Annotated in this window: 22 protein-coding genes and 4 pseudogenes; 15 read left to right on the top strand and 11 right to left on the bottom strand. The window is 58.0% G+C overall.

All coding sequences use genetic code 11. The features are described 5' to 3' along the window. Position 1: 1 nt before the first annotated feature. The 7 genes and pseudogenes from DW49_RS0109650 to DW49_RS0109620 all read left to right on the top strand — a co-directional run bounded on the left by DW49_RS0109650 (position 2) and on the right by DW49_RS0109620 (position 6802). Positions 2 to 622, top strand: coding sequence for a phosphatidylinositol-specific phospholipase C/glycerophosphodiester phosphodiesterase family protein (locus DW49_RS0109650; RefSeq protein ID WP_024421224.1), 621 nt, complete (start codon positions 2 to 4; stop codon positions 620 to 622). A 7-nt stretch (positions 623 to 629) separates the two neighbouring features. Next, entirely contained in the window at positions 630 to 1268 is a 639-nt protein-coding gene (locus tag DW49_RS0109645) for an HAD family hydrolase (RefSeq protein ID WP_005614415.1), read from the top strand. Further along, positions 1265 to 1996, top strand: coding sequence for a glycosyltransferase family 2 protein (locus DW49_RS0109640; protein WP_005614416.1), 732 nt, complete (start codon positions 1265 to 1267; stop codon positions 1994 to 1996). Before DW49_RS0109645 ends, DW49_RS0109640 begins: the two co-directional genes overlap by 4 nt. Then, entirely contained in the window at positions 1993 to 2313 is a 321-nt protein-coding gene (locus tag DW49_RS0109635) for a hypothetical protein (RefSeq protein ID WP_005614418.1), read from the top strand. Before DW49_RS0109640 ends, DW49_RS0109635 begins: the two co-directional genes overlap by 4 nt. Positions 2314 to 2438: 125 nt before the next feature. Further along, positions 2439 to 3482 carry a WavE lipopolysaccharide synthesis family protein gene (locus tag DW49_RS0109630; protein ID WP_024420091.1) on the top strand — a complete coding sequence of 348 codons (1044 nt, stop codon included), beginning with the start codon at positions 2439 to 2441 and terminating at the stop codon, positions 3480 to 3482. 178 nt (positions 3483 to 3660) lie between these two features. After that, positions 3661 to 5951: pseudogene (locus DW49_RS01000000128235) on the top strand (autotransporter family protein). A 53-nt stretch (positions 5952 to 6004) separates the two neighbouring features. Continuing rightward, on the top strand, positions 6005 to 6802 hold the full coding sequence (locus DW49_RS0109620) for an alpha/beta hydrolase (protein ID WP_081591366.1): 798 nt from the start codon (positions 6005 to 6007) through the stop codon (positions 6800 to 6802). A gap of 56 nt (positions 6803 to 6858) precedes the next feature. Here the strand turns inward: DW49_RS0109620 and DW49_RS0109615 are convergent, their stop codons facing one another. Further along, positions 6859 to 7101, bottom strand: a complete 243-nt coding sequence (locus tag DW49_RS0109615) for a helix-turn-helix domain-containing protein (RefSeq protein WP_005614423.1) — start codon at positions 7099 to 7101, stop codon at positions 6859 to 6861. Between the two features lie 120 nt (positions 7102 to 7221). Between DW49_RS0109615 and DW49_RS1000000133620 the strand changes: the two genes are divergently transcribed. From DW49_RS1000000133620 to DW49_RS0109605, 3 genes and pseudogenes are all read left to right on the top strand, one after another. After that, entirely contained in the window at positions 7222 to 7554 is a 333-nt protein-coding gene (locus tag DW49_RS1000000133620; protein WP_024420092.1) for a hypothetical protein, read from the top strand. Between the two features lie 75 nt (positions 7555 to 7629). After that, a pseudogene (locus DW49_RS1000000133075) lies at positions 7630 to 7782 on the top strand (hypothetical protein); the annotation flags it as partial. After that, a pseudogene (locus tag DW49_RS0109605) lies at positions 7772 to 8008 on the top strand (helix-turn-helix domain-containing protein); the annotation flags it as partial. The pseudogenes DW49_RS1000000133075 and DW49_RS0109605, both read left to right, overlap by 11 nt. 82 nt (positions 8009 to 8090) lie before the next feature. Here the strand turns inward: DW49_RS0109605 and darG are convergent. Next, positions 8091 to 9179, bottom strand: coding sequence for a type II toxin-antitoxin system antitoxin DNA ADP-ribosyl glycohydrolase DarG (gene darG / locus DW49_RS0109600; RefSeq protein ID WP_005614427.1), 1089 nt, complete (start codon positions 9177 to 9179; stop codon positions 8091 to 8093). Beyond that, a complete protein-coding gene (locus DW49_RS01000000128230) occupies positions 9176 to 9472 on the bottom strand; it encodes a DarT ssDNA thymidine ADP-ribosyltransferase family protein (RefSeq protein ID WP_044424409.1) in 297 nt (98 codons plus the stop codon). Before DW49_RS01000000128230 ends, darG begins: the two co-directional genes overlap by 4 nt. Here DW49_RS01000000128230 and DW49_RS1000000129915 point away from each other — a divergent pair. After that, positions 9461 to 9652: pseudogene (locus DW49_RS1000000129915) on the top strand (nuclease); the annotation flags it as partial. The gene DW49_RS01000000128230 and the pseudogene DW49_RS1000000129915 sit on opposite strands and share 12 nt — an antisense overlap. Positions 9653 to 9952: 300 nt before the next feature. Here DW49_RS1000000129915 and DW49_RS0109590 read toward each other — a convergent pair. From DW49_RS0109590 to exaC, 8 genes are all read right to left on the bottom strand, one after another. Beyond that, entirely contained in the window at positions 9953 to 10684 is a 732-nt protein-coding gene (locus DW49_RS0109590; protein WP_005614428.1) for a LexA family transcriptional regulator, read from the bottom strand. Positions 10685 to 11030: 346 nt separating this feature from the next. Beyond that, entirely contained in the window at positions 11031 to 11558 is a 528-nt protein-coding gene (gene ppa / locus DW49_RS0109585; RefSeq protein ID WP_005614429.1) for an inorganic diphosphatase, read from the bottom strand. Positions 11559 to 11668: 110 nt separating this feature from the next. Beyond that, positions 11669 to 12478, bottom strand: coding sequence for a M90 family metallopeptidase (locus DW49_RS0109580; protein ID WP_005614430.1), 810 nt, complete (start codon positions 12476 to 12478; stop codon positions 11669 to 11671). 3 nt (positions 12479 to 12481) lie between these two features. Then, positions 12482 to 13129 (bottom strand): DedA family protein, encoded by a 648-nt coding sequence (locus tag DW49_RS0109575; RefSeq protein WP_005614431.1) that lies wholly within the window; start codon positions 13127 to 13129, stop codon positions 12482 to 12484. A gap of 191 nt (positions 13130 to 13320) precedes the next feature. After that, complete coding sequence (locus tag DW49_RS0109570; RefSeq protein WP_005614432.1) at positions 13321 to 13779, bottom strand: GNAT family N-acetyltransferase; 459 nt, start codon at positions 13777 to 13779, stop codon at positions 13321 to 13323. 83 nt (positions 13780 to 13862) lie between these two features. Beyond that, on the bottom strand, positions 13863 to 14726 hold the full coding sequence (eutC, locus tag DW49_RS0109565; protein WP_005614433.1) for an ethanolamine ammonia-lyase subunit EutC: 864 nt from the start codon (positions 14724 to 14726) through the stop codon (positions 13863 to 13865). Next, complete coding sequence (locus DW49_RS0109560; protein WP_005614434.1) at positions 14723 to 16117, bottom strand: ethanolamine ammonia-lyase subunit EutB; 1395 nt, start codon at positions 16115 to 16117, stop codon at positions 14723 to 14725. The genes eutC and DW49_RS0109560 overlap by 4 nt, the downstream gene beginning before the upstream one ends. A gap of 433 nt (positions 16118 to 16550) precedes the next feature. Next, entirely contained in the window at positions 16551 to 18071 is a 1521-nt protein-coding gene (gene exaC / locus DW49_RS0109555; RefSeq protein ID WP_005614435.1) for an acetaldehyde dehydrogenase ExaC, read from the bottom strand. On the opposite strand from exaC, the gene DW49_RS0109550 reads away from it, so the two are divergent. From DW49_RS0109550 to DW49_RS0109535, 4 genes are read left to right on the top strand one after another with little or no spacing between them, the layout of a single operon-like run. Next, a complete protein-coding gene (locus DW49_RS0109550) occupies positions 18070 to 18252 on the top strand; it encodes a hypothetical protein (protein WP_024420093.1) in 183 nt (60 codons plus the stop codon). The two genes, exaC and DW49_RS0109550, sit on opposite strands and share 2 nt — an antisense overlap. A 43-nt stretch (positions 18253 to 18295) precedes the next feature. Then, positions 18296 to 19645, top strand: coding sequence for a UDP-N-acetylmuramate:L-alanyl-gamma-D-glutamyl-meso-diaminopimelate ligase (mpl, locus tag DW49_RS0109545; RefSeq protein WP_005614436.1), 1350 nt, complete (start codon positions 18296 to 18298; stop codon positions 19643 to 19645). Then, positions 19642 to 20271, top strand: coding sequence for a flavin prenyltransferase UbiX (ubiX, locus tag DW49_RS0109540; protein WP_005614438.1), 630 nt, complete (start codon positions 19642 to 19644; stop codon positions 20269 to 20271). The genes mpl and ubiX overlap by 4 nt, the downstream gene beginning before the upstream one ends. Then, complete coding sequence (locus tag DW49_RS0109535) at positions 20264 to 20548, top strand: YceK/YidQ family lipoprotein (RefSeq protein ID WP_003379087.1); 285 nt, start codon at positions 20264 to 20266, stop codon at positions 20546 to 20548. Before ubiX ends, DW49_RS0109535 begins: the two co-directional genes overlap by 8 nt. Positions 20549 to 20589 lie beyond the last annotated feature (41 nt).

The raw sequence follows: 20589 nt of genomic DNA, 5'->3' as shown, positions 1-20589 counted from the left end.
CATGCAGATCATCAGCCATCGCGGCTACTGGCTGCACAAGCCCGAGCGTAACCTGACGCAAGCCTTCCATCGATCATTCGACTTCGGTTTCGGTTTCGGTACCGAAACCGATGTTCGTGATGTGGCGGGTCAACTCGTGATTTCTCATGACATGCCCGTGGGCGGCGAACTGACGCTCGACGGTCTGCTCGACATCATGGCGGGTCGCAACCTGCCTCTGGCCATCAACGTCAAGGCCGATGGCATGGCGCTGGCGCTCAAAAAGACGTTTGCCCGTTACGGCCACAGCAACTGGTTCGTCTTCGACATGGCTGTTCCGGACATGCGCAGTTACCTCGACGAAGAGGTCATCACCTATTCCCGCCTCAGCGACGTTGAACCTTCACCCGCCTGGCTCGAAAGGGCAGCAGGCGTCTGGCTTGATGGTTTCGACGGCGAGTGGTTTTCCAATCAGGTCATTGGCGATCTTTTGTCACAAGGCAAGCAGGTCTGTGTGGTTTCACCGGAACTGCACGGCCGCGACTGCATGGCGCTCTGGCAACAGTTGGTTGAGTTCAGGTCGGAGAACCGTTTGACGCTGTGCACTGATACTCCCGCAGACGCAGCCATTTTCTTCAAGTGAGGCAATCATGATCAAGGCAGTGATTTTCGATATGGATGGTGTCCTCATCGAAGCGAAGGAGTGGCACTACGATGCACTGAACAAAGCGCTCAGTCTGTTCGGCTACACCATCAGTCGCCACGAACACCTGACGGCCTATGACGGTCTGCCCACTTCGCGAAAACTCGACATGTTGAGTATCGAACGTGACCTGCCGGTTGCCTTGCACACCTTCATCAACGAGATGAAACAGCAATACACCATGGAGATTGTCCACGCCCAGTGCAAACCGACGTTTGTGCATCAGTATGCGTTGTCATCGCTGAAAACCCTGGGCTACAAGCTGGCCGTTGCGTCCAACTCCATTCGCAACACCGTGGAGGTCATGATGGGCAGGGCAGATCTTGATAAATACCTCGACCTGCAACTTTCCAACGAAGACGTGGCGCACGCAAAGCCCGCGCCCGACATCTACACCAAAGCCATCAAGCAGCTTGGCATGAAGCCCGAAGAGTGCCTGATCGTCGAAGACAACGAAAATGGCATCAAGGCCGCCAGAGCCTCGGGAGCCCATGTTCTGGTTGTTGCGCAAACCTGCGATGCAAACCTCAACAACATCCTTGGCCGAGTCGAACAGATCAACGCCGACAAGGTGGCCAGCCTGTGAGCACACTGAACATCATTCTTCTGTCGGGCAAAAAGAGCGAAGCGCAGCCCGGCGATGGCGAGTACCCCGAATACTTGTGCGAGTACAACGGCAAGCCATTGATCCACACGCTGATCGATAATTGTGCCGCGCTTGAGCCGCGCAGGATCATCTGCACGTTCTCTAATGACGACGTGATCCGTTTGCACCTGCGCAACATGGTCCAGCAGATGCATCCTTCTGCCAGCGTTCTTCCCGTTCACAACATCACCCAGGGCGCTGCCTGCACCGCGCTTCTGGCGAGCGGGCAAATCGATAACGATGATGAGCTGCTGATCCTCAGCGTCAGTGATTTTCTCGACATAGAACTGCGAGAGGTGCTGCGTGGGTTTCGGGAGGCGAACGAGGACGCCGGTGTCGTCATCTTCAACTCTCTGCACCCTCGTTATTCATTTGCACGCCTGGACAGCGACCAGCGCGTTATCGAGGCTGCCGAAAAGAATCCGATCAGTCCCCACGCCATTGCAGGTATGTACTGGTTCAAATCCGGTTCGCTGTTTGTCTCTGCCGCCAAGGAAATGATTCGCAAGGACGCGAGGGTCAACGACCACTTCTACATCGCTCCAGCCCTCAATGAACTGGTGCTGTTACGCAAGAAAATTGGTGCCTACCGGATTGAACCCCGTCAGTACCGCCCCTTGAAAACCCAGAACCAGCTTCACGCGTTTGAAATGGCGGACATTCGATGAAAACGGCAAAGCTGGAGGACATGGTCAAAGGCTGGTTTGTGGGCGGGTTTGAACCGTCCGCGTTCAATACCGAGTCCTGCGAGGTGGGCATCAAGCATTACAAGGCCGGCGACAGGGAAGTGGCTCACTATCACAAGGTTGCCACCGAGATAACGGTGCTGCTTTGCGGGTCAGTCATCATGCGCGATAAAGTCTGGGAGGCCGGCGACATCATCGTTCTTGAACCCGGCGATATCACGGCTTTCGAGGCGCTTACCGATGCGACCACCGTGGTCGTCAAGTTGCCGGGTGCGCTCGATGACAAGTACGTGGTCTGACGCATGCCCCCCTATAGAGCACCATCCAGGCCTTGGTCATGCGTCGGCGAGCGAGCTGCAAGATCCATCTGACTGATCTGTTCTTGCCGTTGTTAGCGGTCGTTTCCCATTACAAGGTTTAAAACATGCCTCATCTTGCGGCCGTTGATTCCACAAAGATCAGTGTGGTTATCCAGGGCCCTCTCTATCGAAACTTAAGCCCCAAGCGGAACATCTTCGCCTGCATCGCATCGATAAGAACGCATTTGCCACACGCGGAAATCATCGTTTCAACCTGGCGCACTGAAGATGTTTCTTCAGCGGAAGCTGACCAGATTATTCTGTCGGATGATCCCGGTACCTTCGTCGACGATGCCGGCAATCAGATCAACGTCAATCGCATGCTGCGATCAACGCTGTACGGGATTCAGGCTGCAGCACGGCCTTACATCATGAAGATGCGCGCTGATCACAACCTGACCAGCGCTGCACTTGCTGTCATCGGCCGGCCAGATGACAACGAGCCCGTCGAGCCCCGATTGTTCGACACGCCTATCACCACCACGACGCTTTACATTCGCAACCCTGAACAGATGCCGATGCTGTTTCACATATCGGACCTGGTCCAGTTCGGCACCCGTGACGCCATGCTTGCCATGTGGGTACAGCCGTTGTTCAAAAGAGAAGAACTCTTCAACAACACGCCGTCTCGCAACCCGTTCGGAAACTTCATCGGCTATACATCCGCGCGTATGGTGAGCGAACAGGCACTCATGCTTGGCCTCATGCGCAGGCGCGGTATCGACGCCCGACTTGCGAAACCCTGCCAGGTAGGCCTTAGCAATCTGAAGCTGTGGGATAACGTCTTGAGGTGCAATTTCAGGGTATTGAACCACCAGGAAGCCGGGGTCGATTTCCCCGAGCGCTTTACCGCAAACAGCTACGTGCTGAAAACGCTCTACACAGCACATGACATAGAGCAACTAGGGCGCCTTGGGCCTGGCGCTTACCGGTCGAGAATAGCGCGCATCTGGCTCAACCAATACGTACTCAACTGCCTGCGCCCCGGCTGGTGGATATCGTTCGCAACCGTCGTCATGTTCAGCCTCTCGCCACCGCTGGCAAGAGTTGTACGCTCGTGTTGGCGAAAGACCAGGAAGCTGGGGCATGTGGGGTCGTATAGGGTTTAGACATCATAAGCCCGAACACCTGCACAGTTTAACGAGGCATGAATGTACCGATAATATTTGATGTTATTTCAAGGCTGTTACTTTATTCTCGCCGCGCTCTTCTATGTGGCCAATCGCCATTTTTTGCCGCAGCAGGTTCCCGCTACGCATGGAAACGCCCCAACATAAGGAATGAATCGTGACCGCTGTGATTTTTCGCAAGACCCTTCTCGCCATGGCTGTGGCTGCAACTGCTATCCCGGCTTTTGCTGAAACTGTCCAACTGACCAATGCGGGCTACAACAGCGAGCGTCAGACCCATACTGGCAATCTTGAAATCAACGGCGCCTATACCGGCAGTACGGTTAAAGATGCGATCAAACTCAGCGGTTCGACCGTTGACAGGGATCTGATCCTCAACGCGAACATCAACAACTCCGGCAACCTTGCCGGCGGTGAAGATGCCAAAGGCGTCAGTCTCGAAGGCGGCAGAATTGTCGGCAGCGTTATCAACCGCGGCCTGATTGATGTGGTGGGTACAGGGGCGACTGCTCTGGATGTCGCGACGAGTCTGGCTGTTTTCGACAACCAGGGCAGCATTTCCGCCACGGGTACGGGCTCTAAAGGCCTTCGCATCGACGGTGCCACGATCACTGGCTCCAATGCTTATATCACCAATGCGGGGACAATTCGTGGGGAGGGCGCTGCTATTGCGATCGGTACTACCCGATACAGCCTTAGCAATGCTCAACCCTGGTTCATCGAGCGGGGCGACTTCAACATCTACAACACCGGCTCGATCATTTCTGCAGACAGAGCCATCGACGCTTCAAAAAGCAACCGACCGGTCGAGCTGATCCTGAGAAAAGGCAGCGTTGTGGTCGGCACCTGATAGACCTGAGCAATATCGAGTTGGAAGGTGATACCTCTTTCACTGGTACTGACAGCCGTACAGATGGCTACAACATTCGTCTCAAGACGGGCGGCGAGGTTTCCGTTGGCGGCACTTCCGGCAGCCCCACTACCATGACCTTCGAGTCCACGCACACCAGCATTAATGGTGACCTCTATGTCGACGGCAACTCTGCGCTCGGCCTGAATCTGAGCAATGCCACTGATGCTAAAATTGCGGTGCTGAAAGTGACCGGCACTACCCAGTTCGAACAGGGCGCGCAAGTGAAGCTGGCAGCCAAGGGTGACGACTTCAACGCCAACGGCACGACTTACCAGCTCATCGAAGCAGGTAAGATCGAATTACTGAGCAAAGATGGAAAAGCGGTCGATCCTGTCGGCAAGCTCGATGTGGTCAGTACCTCGGCGCTACTTAAAATCGACAGCTATACCGTCGACGGCAAAAACGTGGTGGCTGTAGTCACCGGTAAAGGCCGGGAAGAGGTCGCCCAGGTAGTTGCTGATAACGGCGGCTCAGTTAATGAACAGGCAACACTGGTCACCTTGACCGGTGACAGCATCATCAGCAGATTGAATGACAGCGACTCGTTCAAACAGCTCTTGTTGAACGCGGATGGAGGTCAAGTTGCCAAACTGGCTTCGGAGTTGGCCCCGGAAGTCAGCGGTGGGGCCAGAAGCGCCGCCACCACCAGCCAGAGCCTGATCAGCAATGTGACGGGCAGCCGCACCAGTTCGATACGCGGTGCATCCTCTGGTGAAGGCTTCAAAGATGCGGGTGTTTGGGTCCAGTCACTCTACAGCGACGCCACTCAAGACCGGCGTGACGGCATTGCCGGCTACAACGCCTACAGCAACGGAATCGCAGTAGGTGCTGACGGCAAGGTCAATGAAAACCTGACCCTGGGACTGGCCTATAGCTTCATCAACACCGATGTGAATGGCAAAAGTGGCAACCAAACCGACGTCGAGAGCCATGCCTATACGCTGTACGGCGGGTTTGAGCAGGGCAACTATTTCGTGGATACCAGCCTGACTTACGGCTTCAACGACAACCAGAGCAAGCGCAGCATCGCGGGCACACGTGCCAAGGCCGATTACGACAGTGACCTGCTGGGCCTGAATCTGGTGGGCGGCTACACCTACCACGTTAGCCCGCAAGTACTGATCGAGCCACGTCTTGCTGCGCGTTACAGCCAGGTAAACATTGATGGCTACCGCGAAAAAGGTTCTTCGGCTGCGCTGAAAGTAGAAGACCAGCGTTATGAGGCGATTGAGTTGGGCGCAGGTATGCGTGTGGCTGGCAGTTTCACCTTGGGTGCCGGCACGCTGGAGCCGCAGGCCAAGCTGATGGCTTACCATGACTTCGCCGCCGACGAGGCTCAGAGTACATCGACCTTTTTGCTCGGCAGCACGCCGTTCGTGACAACTGGCGCCAAAGCGGTGCGTGACAGCTACGAAGCCGGTGTAGGTGCCGATTACAAACTGGGCGCAGTTACATTGGGCGTCAACTACGACTACATCGGAAAGTCCGGCTTCAATGCCGACGTGTTTTCGGCAAAAGTGCGTTACGACTTCTGATGAACGGGCATCGTCCTTGCGAACAACGCCGGGTCGGTATTCATGGGGTTTTGATGGCGCTGCTGGTCAGCGCCTTCATCTCGGGTTGTCAGTCGCCAAGCGCCGCATTGCAACAATTGGCGGACGAGCACCACCGGCAGATGCAGATCCTGCCGGGACAGCCTTTTCCGCTGATCGCGCTATTGCCGCCAGAGACCTTCAAGGCCGCGCGCCTGCGGGTATATCTGGAAGGCGACGGTCACGCCTGGGCCACGGCAACCCAGCCCAGTCTTGATCCAAGCCCACGGAAACTGCTTGTACCGAGCCTGGCAATCAACGATCCGACGCCCAATGCTTACCTGGCGCGACCCTGCCAGTTCATCAAGACCGCAGCGTGCAACTCCGCGCTCTGGACCCATCGGCGCTTCTCTCCTGAAGTCGTCGCCAGCATCAGCCAGGCGCTGGACCAATTGAAACACCGCTACGGTAACCGTGAGTTTGAGTTAATCGGCTATTCCGGTGGCGCTACCCTGGCACTGTTGCTCGCTGCGCAGCGGGATGACGTGACTGGTGTTCAGACCCTCGCGGGCAACCTCGACCCGACACAATGGATAAAAACAAAAAGCCTTTCGCCGCTCAGCGGGTCACTTGACCCACTGGATTACACCCAGCGCTTGGCGCTTATACCTCAGCGTCACTTTTCAGGAGCAGGTGACGAAATGATACCCACTGAATTAGCGAAGCGTTATAACCGGCTACTGGGCCACACAGCATGCAGTCTGCTGATTATCGTTGCGGGTGCGACCCACGAAACCGGATGGGAAGAGGCCTGGAAGGTGTGGAGAGGTCTGGAGTTTACGGGGTGTCGGTAAGCCCCCGGCTAATCTGACTGAAAAGAACGAAGCTGCTGCACAAACGCCGTGGTCGGTCAGCGCGGCTCAATGGCTTCCAGCTTGCTGAGCAACGCATACGGATCAGTCCCGATCCCCCTGCAGACATCCATGAACTCAATCACATCGAGCCTGCGTTCGGCGTTCTCTGTTTTTGATACAAAAGACTGTGGTCGGCCGAGCCGGGCTGCCAATTCCTTTTGCGTTATGCCAGCCGCACTGCGCGCTTCCAGCAAAAGATCAAGCAGCGCTTGGTAGCGAGCGTTATGGATGGTTTTCACGTAGGCGCGCCGTCTGAATAGTCCGGCTACCTAAATAAACCTGATTTGGGATTATCCCAAAATGGGTTTTTCATTTAAAATGCTTTCTCAAGGATGCTCGCACGCGCTCAAGGAGGCCAAATGAAAACCAGAAAGTCGCAGTTGCTCAGTCGTAGACATCGTTATTCGGGGTTGTCGCATACGCGAAGTCGATGCAAGCAGTGTGTCGCATGCTCGACTTCGGCATCTGACTCCCCAACCAAACTCCAGATCGTCAGCGCGATGTACGCCTACCTCATGACCAGTTGGGAAGAGCTGCCCGACCAGAACAAGCGTGCGCTGGGCTTTGATTCTATCGTGGGCGGCGAAGAAGAAGAGGCTGCGCTGAATCGTCTGGCGGGGCTTTTCATGGAATATGCGGATGTTTCGCTGCGCCGAGCGCTGGATGCGCGGCGGAGGCGGTTGGGGGCGTGAAAGTGATTGAGTGTCTGGCGCGCAGCTTTTCCGAAGCTTTGGTTCCATGTTATGACCGTGTTGACCTGTGGCTGAATGGGCAAGCGTGGCGGCACGCGAGTCATCTACTACAGCGCGCTTTCAGAAGGCTATATCTGGCTATTGATTGCTTACACTAAGGCGAACTTCGACAATCTGCCGATCGCGTTCCTGAGTCATTTGAGAGAGGAGATCAGTCATGGACAATGAAATGGAGCAGTTTCAGAAAGACTTGCTGAATTCAGTACGCCAAATGAAAAATGGCAAGGCCGCGCGCACTACAGAGGTGACGCTATCGGCTGCTGCTGAGGCCCGAGCTAAAGTCGGTGTTTCCCAGAATGCGTTTGCTCAACTATTGGGTGTCAGCTTGCGTACTCTTCAGGATTGGGAGCAGGGTCGTCGTCAGCCAACCGGCGCGGCACAGACATGTCTGCGAGACGTGTTCATGAAATTGGTTTTTCGCGACGCATCAAGTGAGCGCCCGCTTGGCGTACCGGTCATGCACAGCCGCCAGCTACCTAGGAAGCGGCCATCTCTGGACTGAGACTGCTGGTAGTCAACGGCTTTAGCGCAATGTCGATCGCTTTATCATCGAACAACCTGCTTTTCCGAGCCGCCGCATCTGCGCCTCCATCCCAATGCTTCAATGCTTCACGCACTGTCGGAACCGTTGGAGACACTCCCGACTTACACAATAACCAGTCAACCGTCGCCAACAGTTCCATGCCGAAAGGCGACTCAAAGCCGTCAATCAGCTCTGCGGTGCGCTCCAGAGCCTGGGAATATTCCTTGGCCTCTGTTTTCAGATAAGTTTGCAGAAAAGCCTTACGGCCCTCGTCAAACCAGATCACGTCGTCAATACCTGCGTCGCTGATGCGTTTATCGCAATGCAGGTAGCTACCATCGAGATTGTCGAGCAGATGCTCAAGGCGATTGGCGTATGGCCCATATTTGTGGGCTACAAATTTGAGATCCAAGGGGTTCTTGGCGCTTGGCAATTGCTCTGTCGAACGCTCCAGAAACCAAGCGAGCTTCTGAATCTCAAGCAGGCTGCATTCCATGCCCAAAACCCAGTAACGCCGAACGAGTTCGGCAATGAGTGCGCGTGCAGGCGTCAGTTTCTCGACACCGCTACGCTTCGCGACATTCAGATATTGATCAGTGGGTTCAAAGACAAGTACATCGACATCCAGATCACTCAAGACATCAACAATCTGCTCACGGACCTCTACCCATTTCAAACCGCCATTACCCGCCCCGAGAGGTGGAACCGCTACGGACTTCACGTGGTTATCGATCAAAAAACGGCGCAGATCCCGTAAGCCTTCGGTGATCCATGCCATCTGCGAGGGGGAACGCCAGTGACGCTTGGTAGGGAAATTCACTATCCAGCGCGGGCCGTCCAGCTCGTTGACTGCCGTTACGTGAACCTTTCCGGTCTCTACCTCACCCGCCTTGCACGCCGCAGAATAGAGGCGATAGTTTTCGGTAAAGCGCTCCTTGAACATCAGCGCAATGCCTTTTCCCATCACGCCTACAGTGTTCACCGTGTTGACGAGAGCTTCGGTATCTGCTTCCAGCAGATTGCCTTGGGTGAATCTGATCATTGGAAATACCATCCCGGACGCGCGTGGACAGGCAAAGTCAGACCTCGGGCGGCAACGTCTTGCTCAATGCGTTCTTTCATTGCATCGTCGTAGCACATGATGCCCAGGAGTCCTGTAATCGGTAGGTGATGGTGAATGAGCGCTTCGGCCTGATAACGCTCCATCTTACGCGGATCATCAGGGTCACGCTTGAAGTCTCGTTTCTGGATTATAGGCCAGTCGATCTGGTCGAGATTCACCAGATCGCTGTAGTAATCGGTCCAGTCAGGGTAGGCGTGTGCGTTGGTAAACATTGGCTGCAAAGCGTGCCGGTGAGCCAGGCGGTGCGAGAGATTGGGATGTTCGGTAACCAGAATACGGTTTGCCGTCCGACTACGCCGAAGTGGCGGTGGACGATTGAGCGATTAAAGCAGCGATTTCCGGGTTTTGATGAAGTGCCAGCTACTGATATCGCGAGCGTTCCCGGCAATTGATAAATTGGGCAGCAGCGTGCTGCCCAATTGCTTGTTCGGTAGCGCCTGTAGTCACTCAGACATTAAAAAGCCGGCTTGTGGCCGGCTTCTCGTAGGCGATTCCTATCTATTTTTGATAAACCGCAATCGCCTTCAACAGATGCGCCCTCAAAGAAGCGCGAATAGACAACGAGGCAAACGGATCATATGCCCCGTTCAAGCACCGCACCGCTCAACAGCGTCGGGTGCTCTGGATGGTGCGCAGGATACTAAACCTCACCACTTATGCCCAGCCCGGATACCTCCCAAATCCCGAACCCGTCACAACAACAGCATCGCATTACGCCGGCTGTTCAGTGTCGACCACCAGAATATCCAGCCCAGAATCCGGATCTTCTCCCTTGCAATGTCCTCGCCGCTGAACACTTCGTCCGGGTACTCGGCGTCGTTGTGGCTGCGCAGGCGCAGGCCGCCGTTGGGGAGGCGGTAGAGGTAGCGCACGCGCAGGATGCCGCCGTGTTCGAGGGCGTAGATTTCGCCGTCGATGACTTGGGTGAGTTCGCGGTCGACGCCGAGGATCGAGCCGTCCTGGATTTTGTCGGCCATGCTGTTGCCGACCATGGCCACGCACATGCAGTTTTTCGGGTCGATGCCCATGGTTTGCAACACTTGCAGGGGCAGGCGGATTTTTTGTCCGGGGGCTTCGGAGAGCACGGTTTTGCCGACGCCGTGGGTGGATTCGATTTCCATGTAAATTTGAATTTCCACGTCGCCGCGCAGTACGTTTCTTGTTTGCTGGATGGCCATCCGTGTGTCGTCACCGGTGTTTTCATTGGCCGATTCATTGGGGTGTTTGGGCCCGTCGCCGCTGCGCAGCCAGCGGGCGTTGACGGTCAATAGTTCAGCCACCTCGTCAATCCGCGCCATGGGCACGCCGCGCTTGAACCAGTTATTGACGTGTTGCGGCGTGATTTTGCGGTTGGCGGCAAAATCAGTCGCGGTGAGGTGGCACTCCCGAAGGAGGATGCGGAGTCGATCGCCTGATGTATTCATGGCGCAAATTCTACGGGCGTCGCTTGGGCGTTTAAATGAACGAGGTGTTGAGATCGACGTTATCCCAAGGGGGTGGCGGCTATCGGGACTACGGATGGAATGAATACCGTGTAGGCAGATTCCGTAATAACGCTTTTTCGACTAAACGACGCATCGGACGTTTACCCAGGCTATACGGGCATTAACGGACTGTTTATGGGTGGGTGAATCGTCGAGCGCATTTTTAAACGTGCGGTCTGCAGAAAAATACGTATGGGGGTGTGTCGGGAGCGGATTTGACGCGCAGGAGAGGTAAAGCGTGTTTCCGGGCCCTGGCATCAGGTGCCCGGAAACGCGAAATCGATGATCAGCCTTTGAACGCTTCTACCGATTTCATGATCTCGGCACGGGCAGCGTCAGCGTTGCCCCAACCTTCGATCTTCACCCATTTGCCTTTCTCGAGATCTTTGTAGTTCTCGAAGAAGTGCTTGATCTGCTCAAGCAGCAGGGCTGGCAGGTCGGTGTACTCTTTCACGTCGACATACAGCTGGGACAGCTTGTCGTGGGGTACTGCGATGACTTTGGCATCGCCGCCGCCGTCGTCAGTCATGTGCAGAATGCCGACCGGGCGGGCGCGGATGACCGAGCCTGGGGTGACCGGGTAAGGGGTGACCACCAGCACGTCCAGCGGGTCGCCGTCGTCAGCCAGGGTGTTAGGGATGAAACCGTAGTTGGCCGGGTAGAACATCGGGGTGGCCATGAAACGGTCAACGAACAGGCAATCGGTGTCTTTGTCGATTTCGTACTTGATCGGCGCATGGTTGGCCGGGATTTCGATCGCGACGTAGATGTCGTTCGGCAGGTCTTTACCGGCCGGAATCTTGCTGTAGCTCATTGGGCATTGCCCCCCTGGTTGAACAGACAGATTGCGGCGCGAGCCGCCCTAAAGTGGTCCGGATTATAGGCATATTCTGTTTTGGTTGCTACGCATGGCCTCGGTAGCGGTTAGCTGTCCCGATAAGCCGGGTCCTGATGGCGCAACGCATTCAGCCTCGCGAGGGTGTCCTGACGGTAGAACGCCTGAAGTTGTGCGTACACCGCCGGGTAGCTTTCGTGCAGCAGGTCGGGTGCGCTGAAGAAGTACTCGCTGGTCACGGCGAAGAACTCGCCAGGGTCTTGTGCGGCATAGGGGTCGATGACGGTTTGTGCATCCGGGTCCTGATCAAGTTGCCGGTTGAGTTCGTCGAATGCGCTTTGCATGACGCTGGCCCAGTCGGTCACCCGCATGTCGCTGTGCAGCGGCGGCAGGCCGTTGGCGTCGCCGTTGAGCATGTCGAGCTTGTGCGCCAGTTCGTGGATGACCAGGTTGTAGCCGTCCCAGTCGCCGCTGCTCAGCACGCCCGGCCAGGCCAGAATCACCGGGCCTTGCAGCCAGGCCTCGCCGCTGTGTTCACCATCCCACTCATGTTCCACGCCACTTGCATCGCGATGGCGCTGCGGGCTGACGAAGTCGTCGGGGTACAGCACGATCTCGTGAAAGCCCTGATACCAGTTCAGTTCGCCCAGGCTGAGCAGCGGCAATTGCGCTTGCGCGGCGAGAAACAGCCTTTGCTCGTCGTCCAGCTCTACACCCGGCAGCGCGCTCAAGTGTTTGTCGTTCAGAAACAGCACGCAGGCGTCGCGCAGGTGTGCGTCCTGCTCGTTGCTTAAGCCATCAAGGATCGGCAGACGCTTGCGCACCTGCTGCCACAGTTCTTCAGCAACCGGATGTCTGGCGAGGGTTCGTCGCCTGCGCCAATTGCTGAATGACCACATGGTTTAGCGTGCGTCTACCGGCGGGGCGCTGCGGCTGCGCAACACGCCAATGACCATCGGCACCAGCGAAATAAGGATGATGGCGAGCACCAGCAGGGTCAGGTTTTGCTTGATGAACGGCACATTGCCGAAGAAAAAGCCCAGCGCGACCAGACTGCCGACCCACAGCACCGACCCCAGCACACTGAACCCCACGAAGCGCGGATAGGACATTCGGCCGACACCGGCCACGAACGGCGCGAACGTGCGGATGATCGGCAGAAAACGCGCCAGGGTGACGGTCTTGCCGCCGTGGCGCTGGTAGAAATCCTGGGTGCGCAGCAGGTAGTCGCGGCGGAAGATGCGTGATTTGGGGTTGCTGAACAGTTTTTCTCCGGCGGTGCGACCGATGACGTAATTGGTGCTGTCACCGAGAATCGCCGCCAGCATCAGCAGCCCGGCCAGCAATACCGGGTCCATGCCGCCACCGGCAGCCACGGCTCCGGCGATGAACAACAGCGAATCGCCCGGCAGGAACGGCATGATCACCAGCCCGGTCTCGCAGAAAATCACCAGAAACAGGATCGCGTAGACCCAGGTGCCGTAGTTGGTCACCAGCAGGTCGAGGTAGACGTCGAGATGCAGGATAAGGTCGAGCGGGTTGAATTCCATTGAAGCACCTGAGGCGAGAACCCTGTCCGGGGTCGCATGCGGAAGAAACGACTTTTCGGTATGCGCCGCATTATAGAAGCAGAATGCGCAGAAGGGGTTTTGGAATAAGTGGCGGGATTGACGGAGTGACAACCGGGACGCTTTATCGCAGCCGAACGCGGCAGTGCTGCCACGTTCGATCAGGCGGGTGATCAGTCTGAGTTGATCGGCAGCACGTAGTTTTTGAACTGCGTGTCTTCCTTGAAACCGATGGACTCGTAGACCTTTTGCGCCACCTCGTTGTTGCTGCTGGTGGACACCCGCAGGCGGACGGCATGGGTTTCCTTGGCCATTTTCTTCGCTTGTTTCATCAGATGATCGGCGACCAGTTGGCGGCGAGCGTCTTCGGCGACGTAGATATCGTTGAGAATCCATACACGCTTGAGCGACAGCGACGAGTAGCTTGGATAGAGCTGGCAAAAACCCAGCAACCTGCCTTCGTCATCATTGGCCAGTGCCAGGTAGATCACCGATTCGTCGCGGCGCAGGCGTTTTTCGAGAAAGTCCCGTGAAGAGTCCGGGAACGGTGTTTCGCCGTAGAACTCGCGGTATTTGATGAACAGTGGGCAGAGTATGTCCAGGTGTTCGAGAGTGGCTTTGATGATCCGCATGGTTGGCCTCAACTTCCCTATGGGCTAATGCAGTGTGCCGGGAGGATTACGCGATCCTGCCCGGCAGTTTTAGAAAGCACAATCTAATGTGGGACTGCGGGGCCGTCGAGCAGGAAATTGCCGATTTTCCTGTCTGAATTGTCGGCAGAGTCATCGGACTCCAGAGTATTCAATTGCGCTTCGTCCTTGAGGCTGACCCCGGAAATCTGCCGTTTGCAGGCTTCGCGCATCAGGTACAGCAGGCGATGGGCGGCCATTGCGTAACTCAGGCCCTCCAGCCGCACGTTGGAAATGCAGTTGCGATGTGCGTCGTTCAGTCCGACTTTTGGCGCGTAGGTGAAATACAGGCCCAGGCTGTCAGGGGAACTCAGGCCAGGTCGTTCGCCGATCAGGATCACCACCATTTTAGCGCCGAGCAGCTCGCCGATTTCGTCCGCGACCGCCACACGGCCTTGCTCTACCATCAGCACCGGCGACAGGGTCCAGCCCTCGGCGCTGGCCTGTTCTTCCAGGCGGGTGAGGAACGGCACGGCATGGCGATGGACGGCGAGTGCCGACAGCCCGTCAGCCACCACCACGGCCAGGTCCAGCCCGCCCGGATGAGCCGCGGCGTACTCGCGCAATGTCTGTGCAGACTCGTCATTCAGGCGACGGCCCAGGTCCGGGCGTTGCAGGTAACTGTCGCGGTCGGCTGCAGCGCTGTGCAGCAGTATGGTTTCCCGGCTTTTTTCGGCCAGTTGCGCGCTGATCGCGGCATGATCGAATGCCAGATGCACAGCATCGCGCGCCTGGGCATGCGCGGCCTGAAAGTCGAGTTGCGCGGAGGTTGGCAGGCTGGTGCCGGTACGTCCCAGCGCGATGCGGGCGGGCGTCAGGCGGCGCAGTTCCAGCCACGGATTGGCGGGTGCGGCGTTGTCTTGTACTTCGTTCATCGGCTGATCACTCATGCGAGGTGCGCCAGTGCCTGACGGAAGGCGGGCGGCAGGCTGTCACCGAAGCGAACGCGGCCGTCTGCCTGAGTGAAGATGCCCATTTTCTCCAGCCAGGCTTCGTATTCCGGTGCCGGACGCAGGCCCAGGCTCTGCCGGGCGTACAGTGCGTCGTGGAACGAGGTGGTCTGGTAGTTGAGCATGATGTCGTCGGAGCCCGGGATGCCCATGATGAAGTTGATGCCGGCAACGCCCAGCAGCGTCAGCAGGGTGTCCATGTCGTCCTGATCGGCTTCGGCGTGGTTGGTGTAACAGATGTCGCAGCCCATCGGCACGCCCAGCAACTTGCCGCAGAAGTGGTCCTCCAGGCCGGCGCGAATGATCTGCTTGCCGTTGTACAGGTATTCCGGCCCGATGAAACCGACCACGGTGTTGACCAGAAACGGGTTGAAATGCCGGGCGACGGCGTAGGCGCGGGTTTCGCAGGTCTGTTGGTCGACGCCGTGGTGGGCGTTGGCCGACAGCGCGCTGCCCTGGCCGGTCTCGAAATACATCAGGTTTTGCCCGAGGGTACCGCGGTTCAGGCTCAGCCCTGCTTCGTAGCCTTCCTGCAGCAGCTTGAGGTTGATGCCGAAGCTGGCGTTGGCGGCTTCGGTGCCGGTGATTGACTGGAAGACCAGATCGACCGGCACGCCACGGTTGATCACCTCGATGGACGTGGTGACGTGGGTCAGCACGCAGGACTGGGTCGGGATGTCATAGCGCTGGATGATGGCGTCGAGCATCTCCAGCAGCGCGACGATGCTTGAGGTGCTGTCGGTGGCCGGGTTGATGCCGATCATGGCATCGCCGTTGCCGTACAGCAGGCCGTCCAGCACGCTGGCGGCAATACCGGACGGGTCGTCAGTCGGGTGGTTGGGTTGCAGGCGGGTAGACAGCCGGCCACGCAGGCCCATGGTGTTGCGGAAGCGGGTGACGACACGGATCTTCTGCGCCACCAGGATCAGATCCTGCACGCGCATGATTTTTGAAACGGCAGCCGCCATCTCCGGCGTCAGGCCCGGCGCCAATGCGCGCAGGCTGGTTTCATCGGCCTGGTCGCTGAGTAACCAGTCACGAAAACCGCCGACAGTCAGGTGGCTGACCGGCGCGAAGGCCAGTTTGTCGTGGGTGTCGATGATCAGGCGGGTGACTTCGTCCTGTTCGTAGGGGATCAGGGCCTCCTCAAGAAAATGCTTGAGGGGAATATTGGCCAGCGCCATTTGCGCGGCAACCCGCTCGGCATCATTGTGCGCCGCGACTTCAGCCAGATAATCACCGGAACGCGCGGGGCTGGCCTTGGCCATGACTTCTTTGAGGCTGTCGAAGCGGTACGTCTGCGCACCGACAGAATGGGAAAAGCTCGCCATACAGATTCTCCATGACGTCGCGCTGTTCGCGTTGGACGTAGTCTTTCGGTCGAACCGGTGACGTCCCGGTTCAAACGACTGTGGGAAGCGATGCAAGCAATTAATACTCCATCCCGGCCGGGAGTGCGAGTTTGCAGGCGTAAGCGGATGGGTTCGGGGGCGGGATGCATCACGCCAGAGCGTTAAGCCGGGACGTGATGCACAGGGTTGGTGCGTGGTGTGTTTCTTGTTACCGCTCAAGAGGGCTCAGTGCTGTACACAAGTCTGCTTTTGATTCTGGCCAAAGGCCGTGGGAGCGAACTTGTTCGCGAAAGGGCCAGTACATTCTCCGAGAAGGTATCGTCTGAACTACCGTCTTCGCGGACAAGCGAAGCGTCGCCCGGTCCGCTCCCACAGGGGGGCATGTTCCAACTTGAGCAGGGGACCTAAAAACCTAGAAAAACCCCAACGGATTAGTGTCGTAGCTCACCAGCAGGTTTTTGGTCTGCTGATAGTGCTCAAGCGCGATTTTGTGGGTTTCGCGGCCGACGCCGGATTTTTTGTAGCCACCGAATGCGGCGTGTGCCGGGTACAGGTGGTAGCAGTTGGTCCAGACGCGCCCGGCCTTGATTGCCCGGCCCACGCGGTAGGCGCGGTTGATGTCGCGGGTCCACAGGCCTGCGCCCAGGCCGAACTCGGTGTCGTTGGCAATCGCCACCGCTTCCGCTTCATCCTTGAAGGTCGTGACGCTGACCACCGGACCGAAGATTTCCTCCTGGAAGACGCGCATCTTGTTGTTGCCTTTGAGCAGCGTCGGCTGGATGTAATAGCCCGTCGACAGATTGCCTTCCAGCTTCTCGACCTTGCCGCCGGTCAGCAGCTCGGCGCCTTCGCCCCTGGCGATTTCCAGGTACGAGAGAATCTTGTCGAATTGTTGCTCGGAGGCCTGAGCGCCGACCATGGTGTCAGTGTCCAGAGGGTCGCCACGCTTGATCTTCTCGACCTTGCGCAGCACTGCTTCCATGAACTGTGGATAGATCGACTCCTGCACCAGCGCGCGCGACGGGCAGGTGCAGACTTCGCCCTGATTGAAAAACGCCAGCACCAGGCCTTCGGCAGCTTTGTCGATGAACTCCGGTTCGGCGCTCATGATGTCTTCAAAGAAGATGTTCGGCGACTTGCCGCCCAGCTCAACGGTGGACGGAATGATGTTGTCTGCCGCCAGCTTCATGATGTGTGAGCCAACCGGTGTCGAGCCGGTGAAGGCAATCTTGGCAATACGCTTGCTGCTGGCCAGCGCTTCGCCGGCTTCGCGGCCATAACCCTGGACGATGTTCAGAACGCCGGCAGGCAACAGATCGCCGATCAGTTCGATCAGCACGCTGATGCCCAGTGGCGTCTGCTCTGCAGGTTTGAGCACGATGCAGTTACCGGCAGCCAGTGCTGGAGCGAGTTTCCAGGCGGCCATCAGGATCGGGAAGTTCCACGGGATGATCTGCCCGACCACGCCCAGCGGCTCGTGAATGTGATACGCCACGGTGTTGCCGTCGATCTCGGCGGCGCTGCCTTCCTGGGCGCGCAGCACGCCAGCGAAGTAGCGGAAGTGGTCAGCGGCCAGCGGAATGTCGGCGTTGAGGGTTTCGCGAATCGCCTTGCCGTTGTCCCAGGTCTCGGTGATGGCCAGGACTTCCAGATTGGCTTCGATACGATCGGCGATTTTCAGCAGCACCAACGAGCGCGCCTGCACCGAAGTCGAGCCCCAGGCTGCGGCGGCTGCGTGGGCAGCGTCGAGTGCCTTGTCGATGTCTTCGGCGGTGGAGCGCGGGAATTCGGCGATGGGCTTGCCGTTGACGGGCGAGGTGTTGGTGAAATACTGACCTTTGACGGGCGCGACGAACTCGCCGCCAATGTAGTTACCGTAGCGTTCCTTGAAGTTGACGATAGCGCCTTCGGTACCGGGATGAGCGTAACGCATGGTATGTCTCCTGGTTCTTGTTGTGAGGGAGTCTGTGTCGATTCTGCAGTCGGGTAGTGGGCAGGAGGCATTCAAGAGTAGGCTATTTGCAGCCGGCCGTGATCAGGACTTTAGGCTTATCCGCACGCTATTGAAATACCTGCGCGGGCGCTGCGACGGACAAACTCAGGGTGCCATTTGACCGCCCCTACGTTAACCTGCGTGGATGTTCTGAGAGGTTGGTCATGCACATTCATATCCTTGGTATCTGCGGCACGTTCATGGGTTCGCTGGCGGTGCTCGCCAAAGAGTTGGGGCATCGGGTCACCGGCTCCGACGCCAACGTCTACCCGCCGATGAGTACCCAGCTTCAGGCTCAGGGTATCGAGCTGACTCAGGGCTACGACCCTGTGCAACTGGTTCCGGCGCCGGATCTGGTGGTGGTCGGCAACGCACTGTCGCGTGGCAACCCGGCGGTTGAATATGTCCTGAATAAAGGTTTGCCGTATGTGTCTGGCCCGCAATGGCTGGCAGACCACGTGTTGCAAGGTCGCTGGGTACTGGCGGTAGCCGGCACGCACGGCAAGACCACCACCAGCAGCATGCTGGCCTGGGTGTTGGAGCACGCAGGCATGAGCCCTGGCTTTCTGATTGGCGGTATCCCGCAGAATTTCGCGGTGTCGGCGCGTCTGGGTGAAACCCCGTTCTTCGTGGTGGAAGCCGACGAATATGACAGTGCCTTCTTCGACAAGCGCTCCAAGTTCGTTCATTACCGCCCACGTACTGCGATCCTCAATAACCTTGAGTTTGATCACGCCGACATTTTCCCCGATCTGCCCGCCATCGAACGTCAGTTTCACCATCTGGTGCGCACCATTCCGAGCGAGGGCCTGGTGATCCATCCGACCACCGAGCCTGCGCTGTCACGCGTCATCAAAATGGGCTGCTGGACGCCGGTGCAAACCACGGGCGAGGGCGGTCAGTGGCAGGCGCGGTTGTTGAGTGAAGACGGATCGCGCTTTGAAGTGCTGTTCGAAGGCGAGCTGCAGGGCGCGGTCGAGTGGGACATGACTGGCCTGCACAACGTCGCCAATGCGCTGGCGACCCTCGCTGCAGCCCGTCACGTCGGTGTTGTTCCGCTGCTGGGCGTGCAGGCACTAAGCGCGTTCAAAAGCGTCAAGCGCCGTATGGAAAAGGTCGCCGAGGTGCGCGGCATCACTATTTATGACGACTTCGCTCATCACCCGACCGCGATTGCCACCACGCTGGATGGCCTGCGCAAAAAGGTCGGCGATGCGCCGATCATTGCCGTGATCGAACCGCGTTCCAACTCCATGAAGCTGGGCGCGCACCGCGACGGTCTGCCGGAAAGCGTACAGCAAGCCGATCAGGTGGTCTGGTATGCGCCCCCCAATCTGGGCTGGGACCTGGCGGCAACAGTCGCGGGAGGCACCGTGCCAGCGTTGGTCTGTGATTCTCTGGAGGCAATCATCGCCCAGGTCAAAAGCCAGGTGCAGCCCGGTACGCACATTGTCATCATGAGTAACGGCGGTTTTGGCGGCCTGCATGGCAAGCTGGCGGAGGCGTTGCAATGAGCGGCCCGGAGCGCGTTACCGTTGCGATGACCGGTGCGTCAGGTGCGCAATATGGCCTGCGGTTGCTGGATTGTCTGGTGCGTGAAGACCGGGAAGTGCACTTCCTCATCTCCAAGGCTGCGCAACTGGTGATGGCCACCGAGACCGACGTGCGCCTGCCGCCCAAGGCGATGATGATGCAGGCCTTCCTGACGGAATACACCGGCGCGTCGGCCGGGCAGATTCGGGTGTATGGCCGCGACGACTGGATGTCGCCGGTGGCTTCGGGCTCCGGTGCGCCCGGTGCGATGGTGGTGGTGCCGTGTTCCACCGGTTCGTTGTCGGCGATTGCGACCGGTGCCTGTAACAATCTGATCGAGCGCGCCGCCGACGTCACCTTGAAAGAGCGTCGGCAGTTGATCCTGGTGCCCCGCGAGGCACCGTATTCCAGCATTCATCTGGAACACATGCTCAAGCTGTCGAACATGGGCGCGGTGATTCTGCCAGCCTCTCCTGGCTTTTATCACCAGCCGCAGACCATCGACGACCTCGTGGACTTTATCGTCGCGCGGATTCTCAACCTGCTGAACATCCCTCAGGACATGCTGCCGCGTTGGGGTGAGCATCATGTGGGCGGCGATGAATAAGCTGATATCGATATCACTTGCGCTCGCACTGACCGGTTGCGCCACCGCACGCACGCTTGATGCCGCCAAGCCCGGCGCGCCGGTGGTGTATGCCGGCACACGGCTGAACCTGTATGCATTGCAGGGCGGTTGCTGCGCCGCAGACCGGTTCGGCGCAGAGGCACCGAGCTATCCGGGCCTTGACCTGCCAGGCAGCGCGCTGCTCGACACCTTGTTGCTGCCGCTGTCGTTGCTGACGGCGGCTGGGGTGGGCGTTCGGGCGACAGGCGGGCTTTAGAGAGACACCAGAGCGACTACCAGCGCTACCAGTCGATGGTG

Source organism: Pseudomonas avellanae BPIC 631 (assembly GCF_000444135.1).
GTDB lineage: Bacteria > Pseudomonadota > Gammaproteobacteria > Pseudomonadales > Pseudomonadaceae > Aquipseudomonas > Aquipseudomonas avellanae.
Note: the sequence above shows the minus strand (reverse complement) of the source record. Positions and strands in the feature narration are given on the sequence as shown.

Bases quoted from the DNA above. Each gene is read 5' to 3' on its own strand.
- DW49_RS0109650 (WP_024421224.1), top strand. From the start codon at position 2: ATGCAGATCATCAGCCATCGCGGCTACTGGCTGCACAAGCCCGAGCGT.
- DW49_RS0109645 (WP_005614415.1), top strand. From the start codon at position 630: ATGATCAAGGCAGTGATTTTCGATATGGATGGTGTCCTCATCGAAGCG.
- DW49_RS0109635 (WP_005614418.1), top strand. From the start codon at position 1,993: ATGAAAACGGCAAAGCTGGAGGACATGGTCAAAGGCTGGTTTGTGGGC.
- DW49_RS0109630 (WP_024420091.1), top strand. From the start codon at position 2,439: ATGCCTCATCTTGCGGCCGTTGATTCCACAAAGATCAGTGTGGTTATC.
- DW49_RS0109620 (WP_081591366.1), top strand. From the start codon at position 6,005: ATGGCGCTGCTGGTCAGCGCCTTCATCTCGGGTTGTCAGTCGCCAAGC.
- DW49_RS1000000133620 (WP_024420092.1), top strand. From the start codon at position 7,222: ATGAAAACCAGAAAGTCGCAGTTGCTCAGTCGTAGACATCGTTATTCG.
- darG (WP_005614427.1), bottom strand. From the start codon at position 9,179: ATGATCAGATTCACCCAAGGCAATCTGCTGGAAGCAGATACCGAAGCT.
- DW49_RS01000000128230 (WP_044424409.1), bottom strand. From the start codon at position 9,472: ATGTTTACCAACGCACACGCCTACCCTGACTGGACCGATTACTACAGC.
- DW49_RS0109590 (WP_005614428.1), bottom strand. From the start codon at position 10,684: ATGAATACATCAGGCGATCGACTCCGCATCCTCCTTCGGGAGTGCCAC.
- ppa (WP_005614429.1), bottom strand. From the start codon at position 11,558: ATGAGCTACAGCAAGATTCCGGCCGGTAAAGACCTGCCGAACGACATC.
- DW49_RS0109580 (WP_005614430.1), bottom strand. From the start codon at position 12,478: ATGTGGTCATTCAGCAATTGGCGCAGGCGACGAACCCTCGCCAGACAT.
- DW49_RS0109575 (WP_005614431.1), bottom strand. From the start codon at position 13,129: ATGGAATTCAACCCGCTCGACCTTATCCTGCATCTCGACGTCTACCTC.
- DW49_RS0109570 (WP_005614432.1), bottom strand. From the start codon at position 13,779: ATGCGGATCATCAAAGCCACTCTCGAACACCTGGACATACTCTGCCCA.
- eutC (WP_005614433.1), bottom strand. From the start codon at position 14,726: ATGAGTGATCAGCCGATGAACGAAGTACAAGACAACGCCGCACCCGCC.
- DW49_RS0109560 (WP_005614434.1), bottom strand. From the start codon at position 16,117: ATGGCGAGCTTTTCCCATTCTGTCGGTGCGCAGACGTACCGCTTCGAC.
- DW49_RS0109550 (WP_024420093.1), top strand. From the start codon at position 18,070: ATGGTATGTCTCCTGGTTCTTGTTGTGAGGGAGTCTGTGTCGATTCTG.
- exaC (WP_005614435.1), bottom strand. From the start codon at position 18,071: ATGCGTTACGCTCATCCCGGTACCGAAGGCGCTATCGTCAACTTCAAG.
- mpl (WP_005614436.1), top strand. From the start codon at position 18,296: ATGCACATTCATATCCTTGGTATCTGCGGCACGTTCATGGGTTCGCTG.
- ubiX (WP_005614438.1), top strand. From the start codon at position 19,642: ATGAGCGGCCCGGAGCGCGTTACCGTTGCGATGACCGGTGCGTCAGGT.
- DW49_RS0109535 (WP_003379087.1), top strand. From the start codon at position 20,264: ATGAATAAGCTGATATCGATATCACTTGCGCTCGCACTGACCGGTTGC.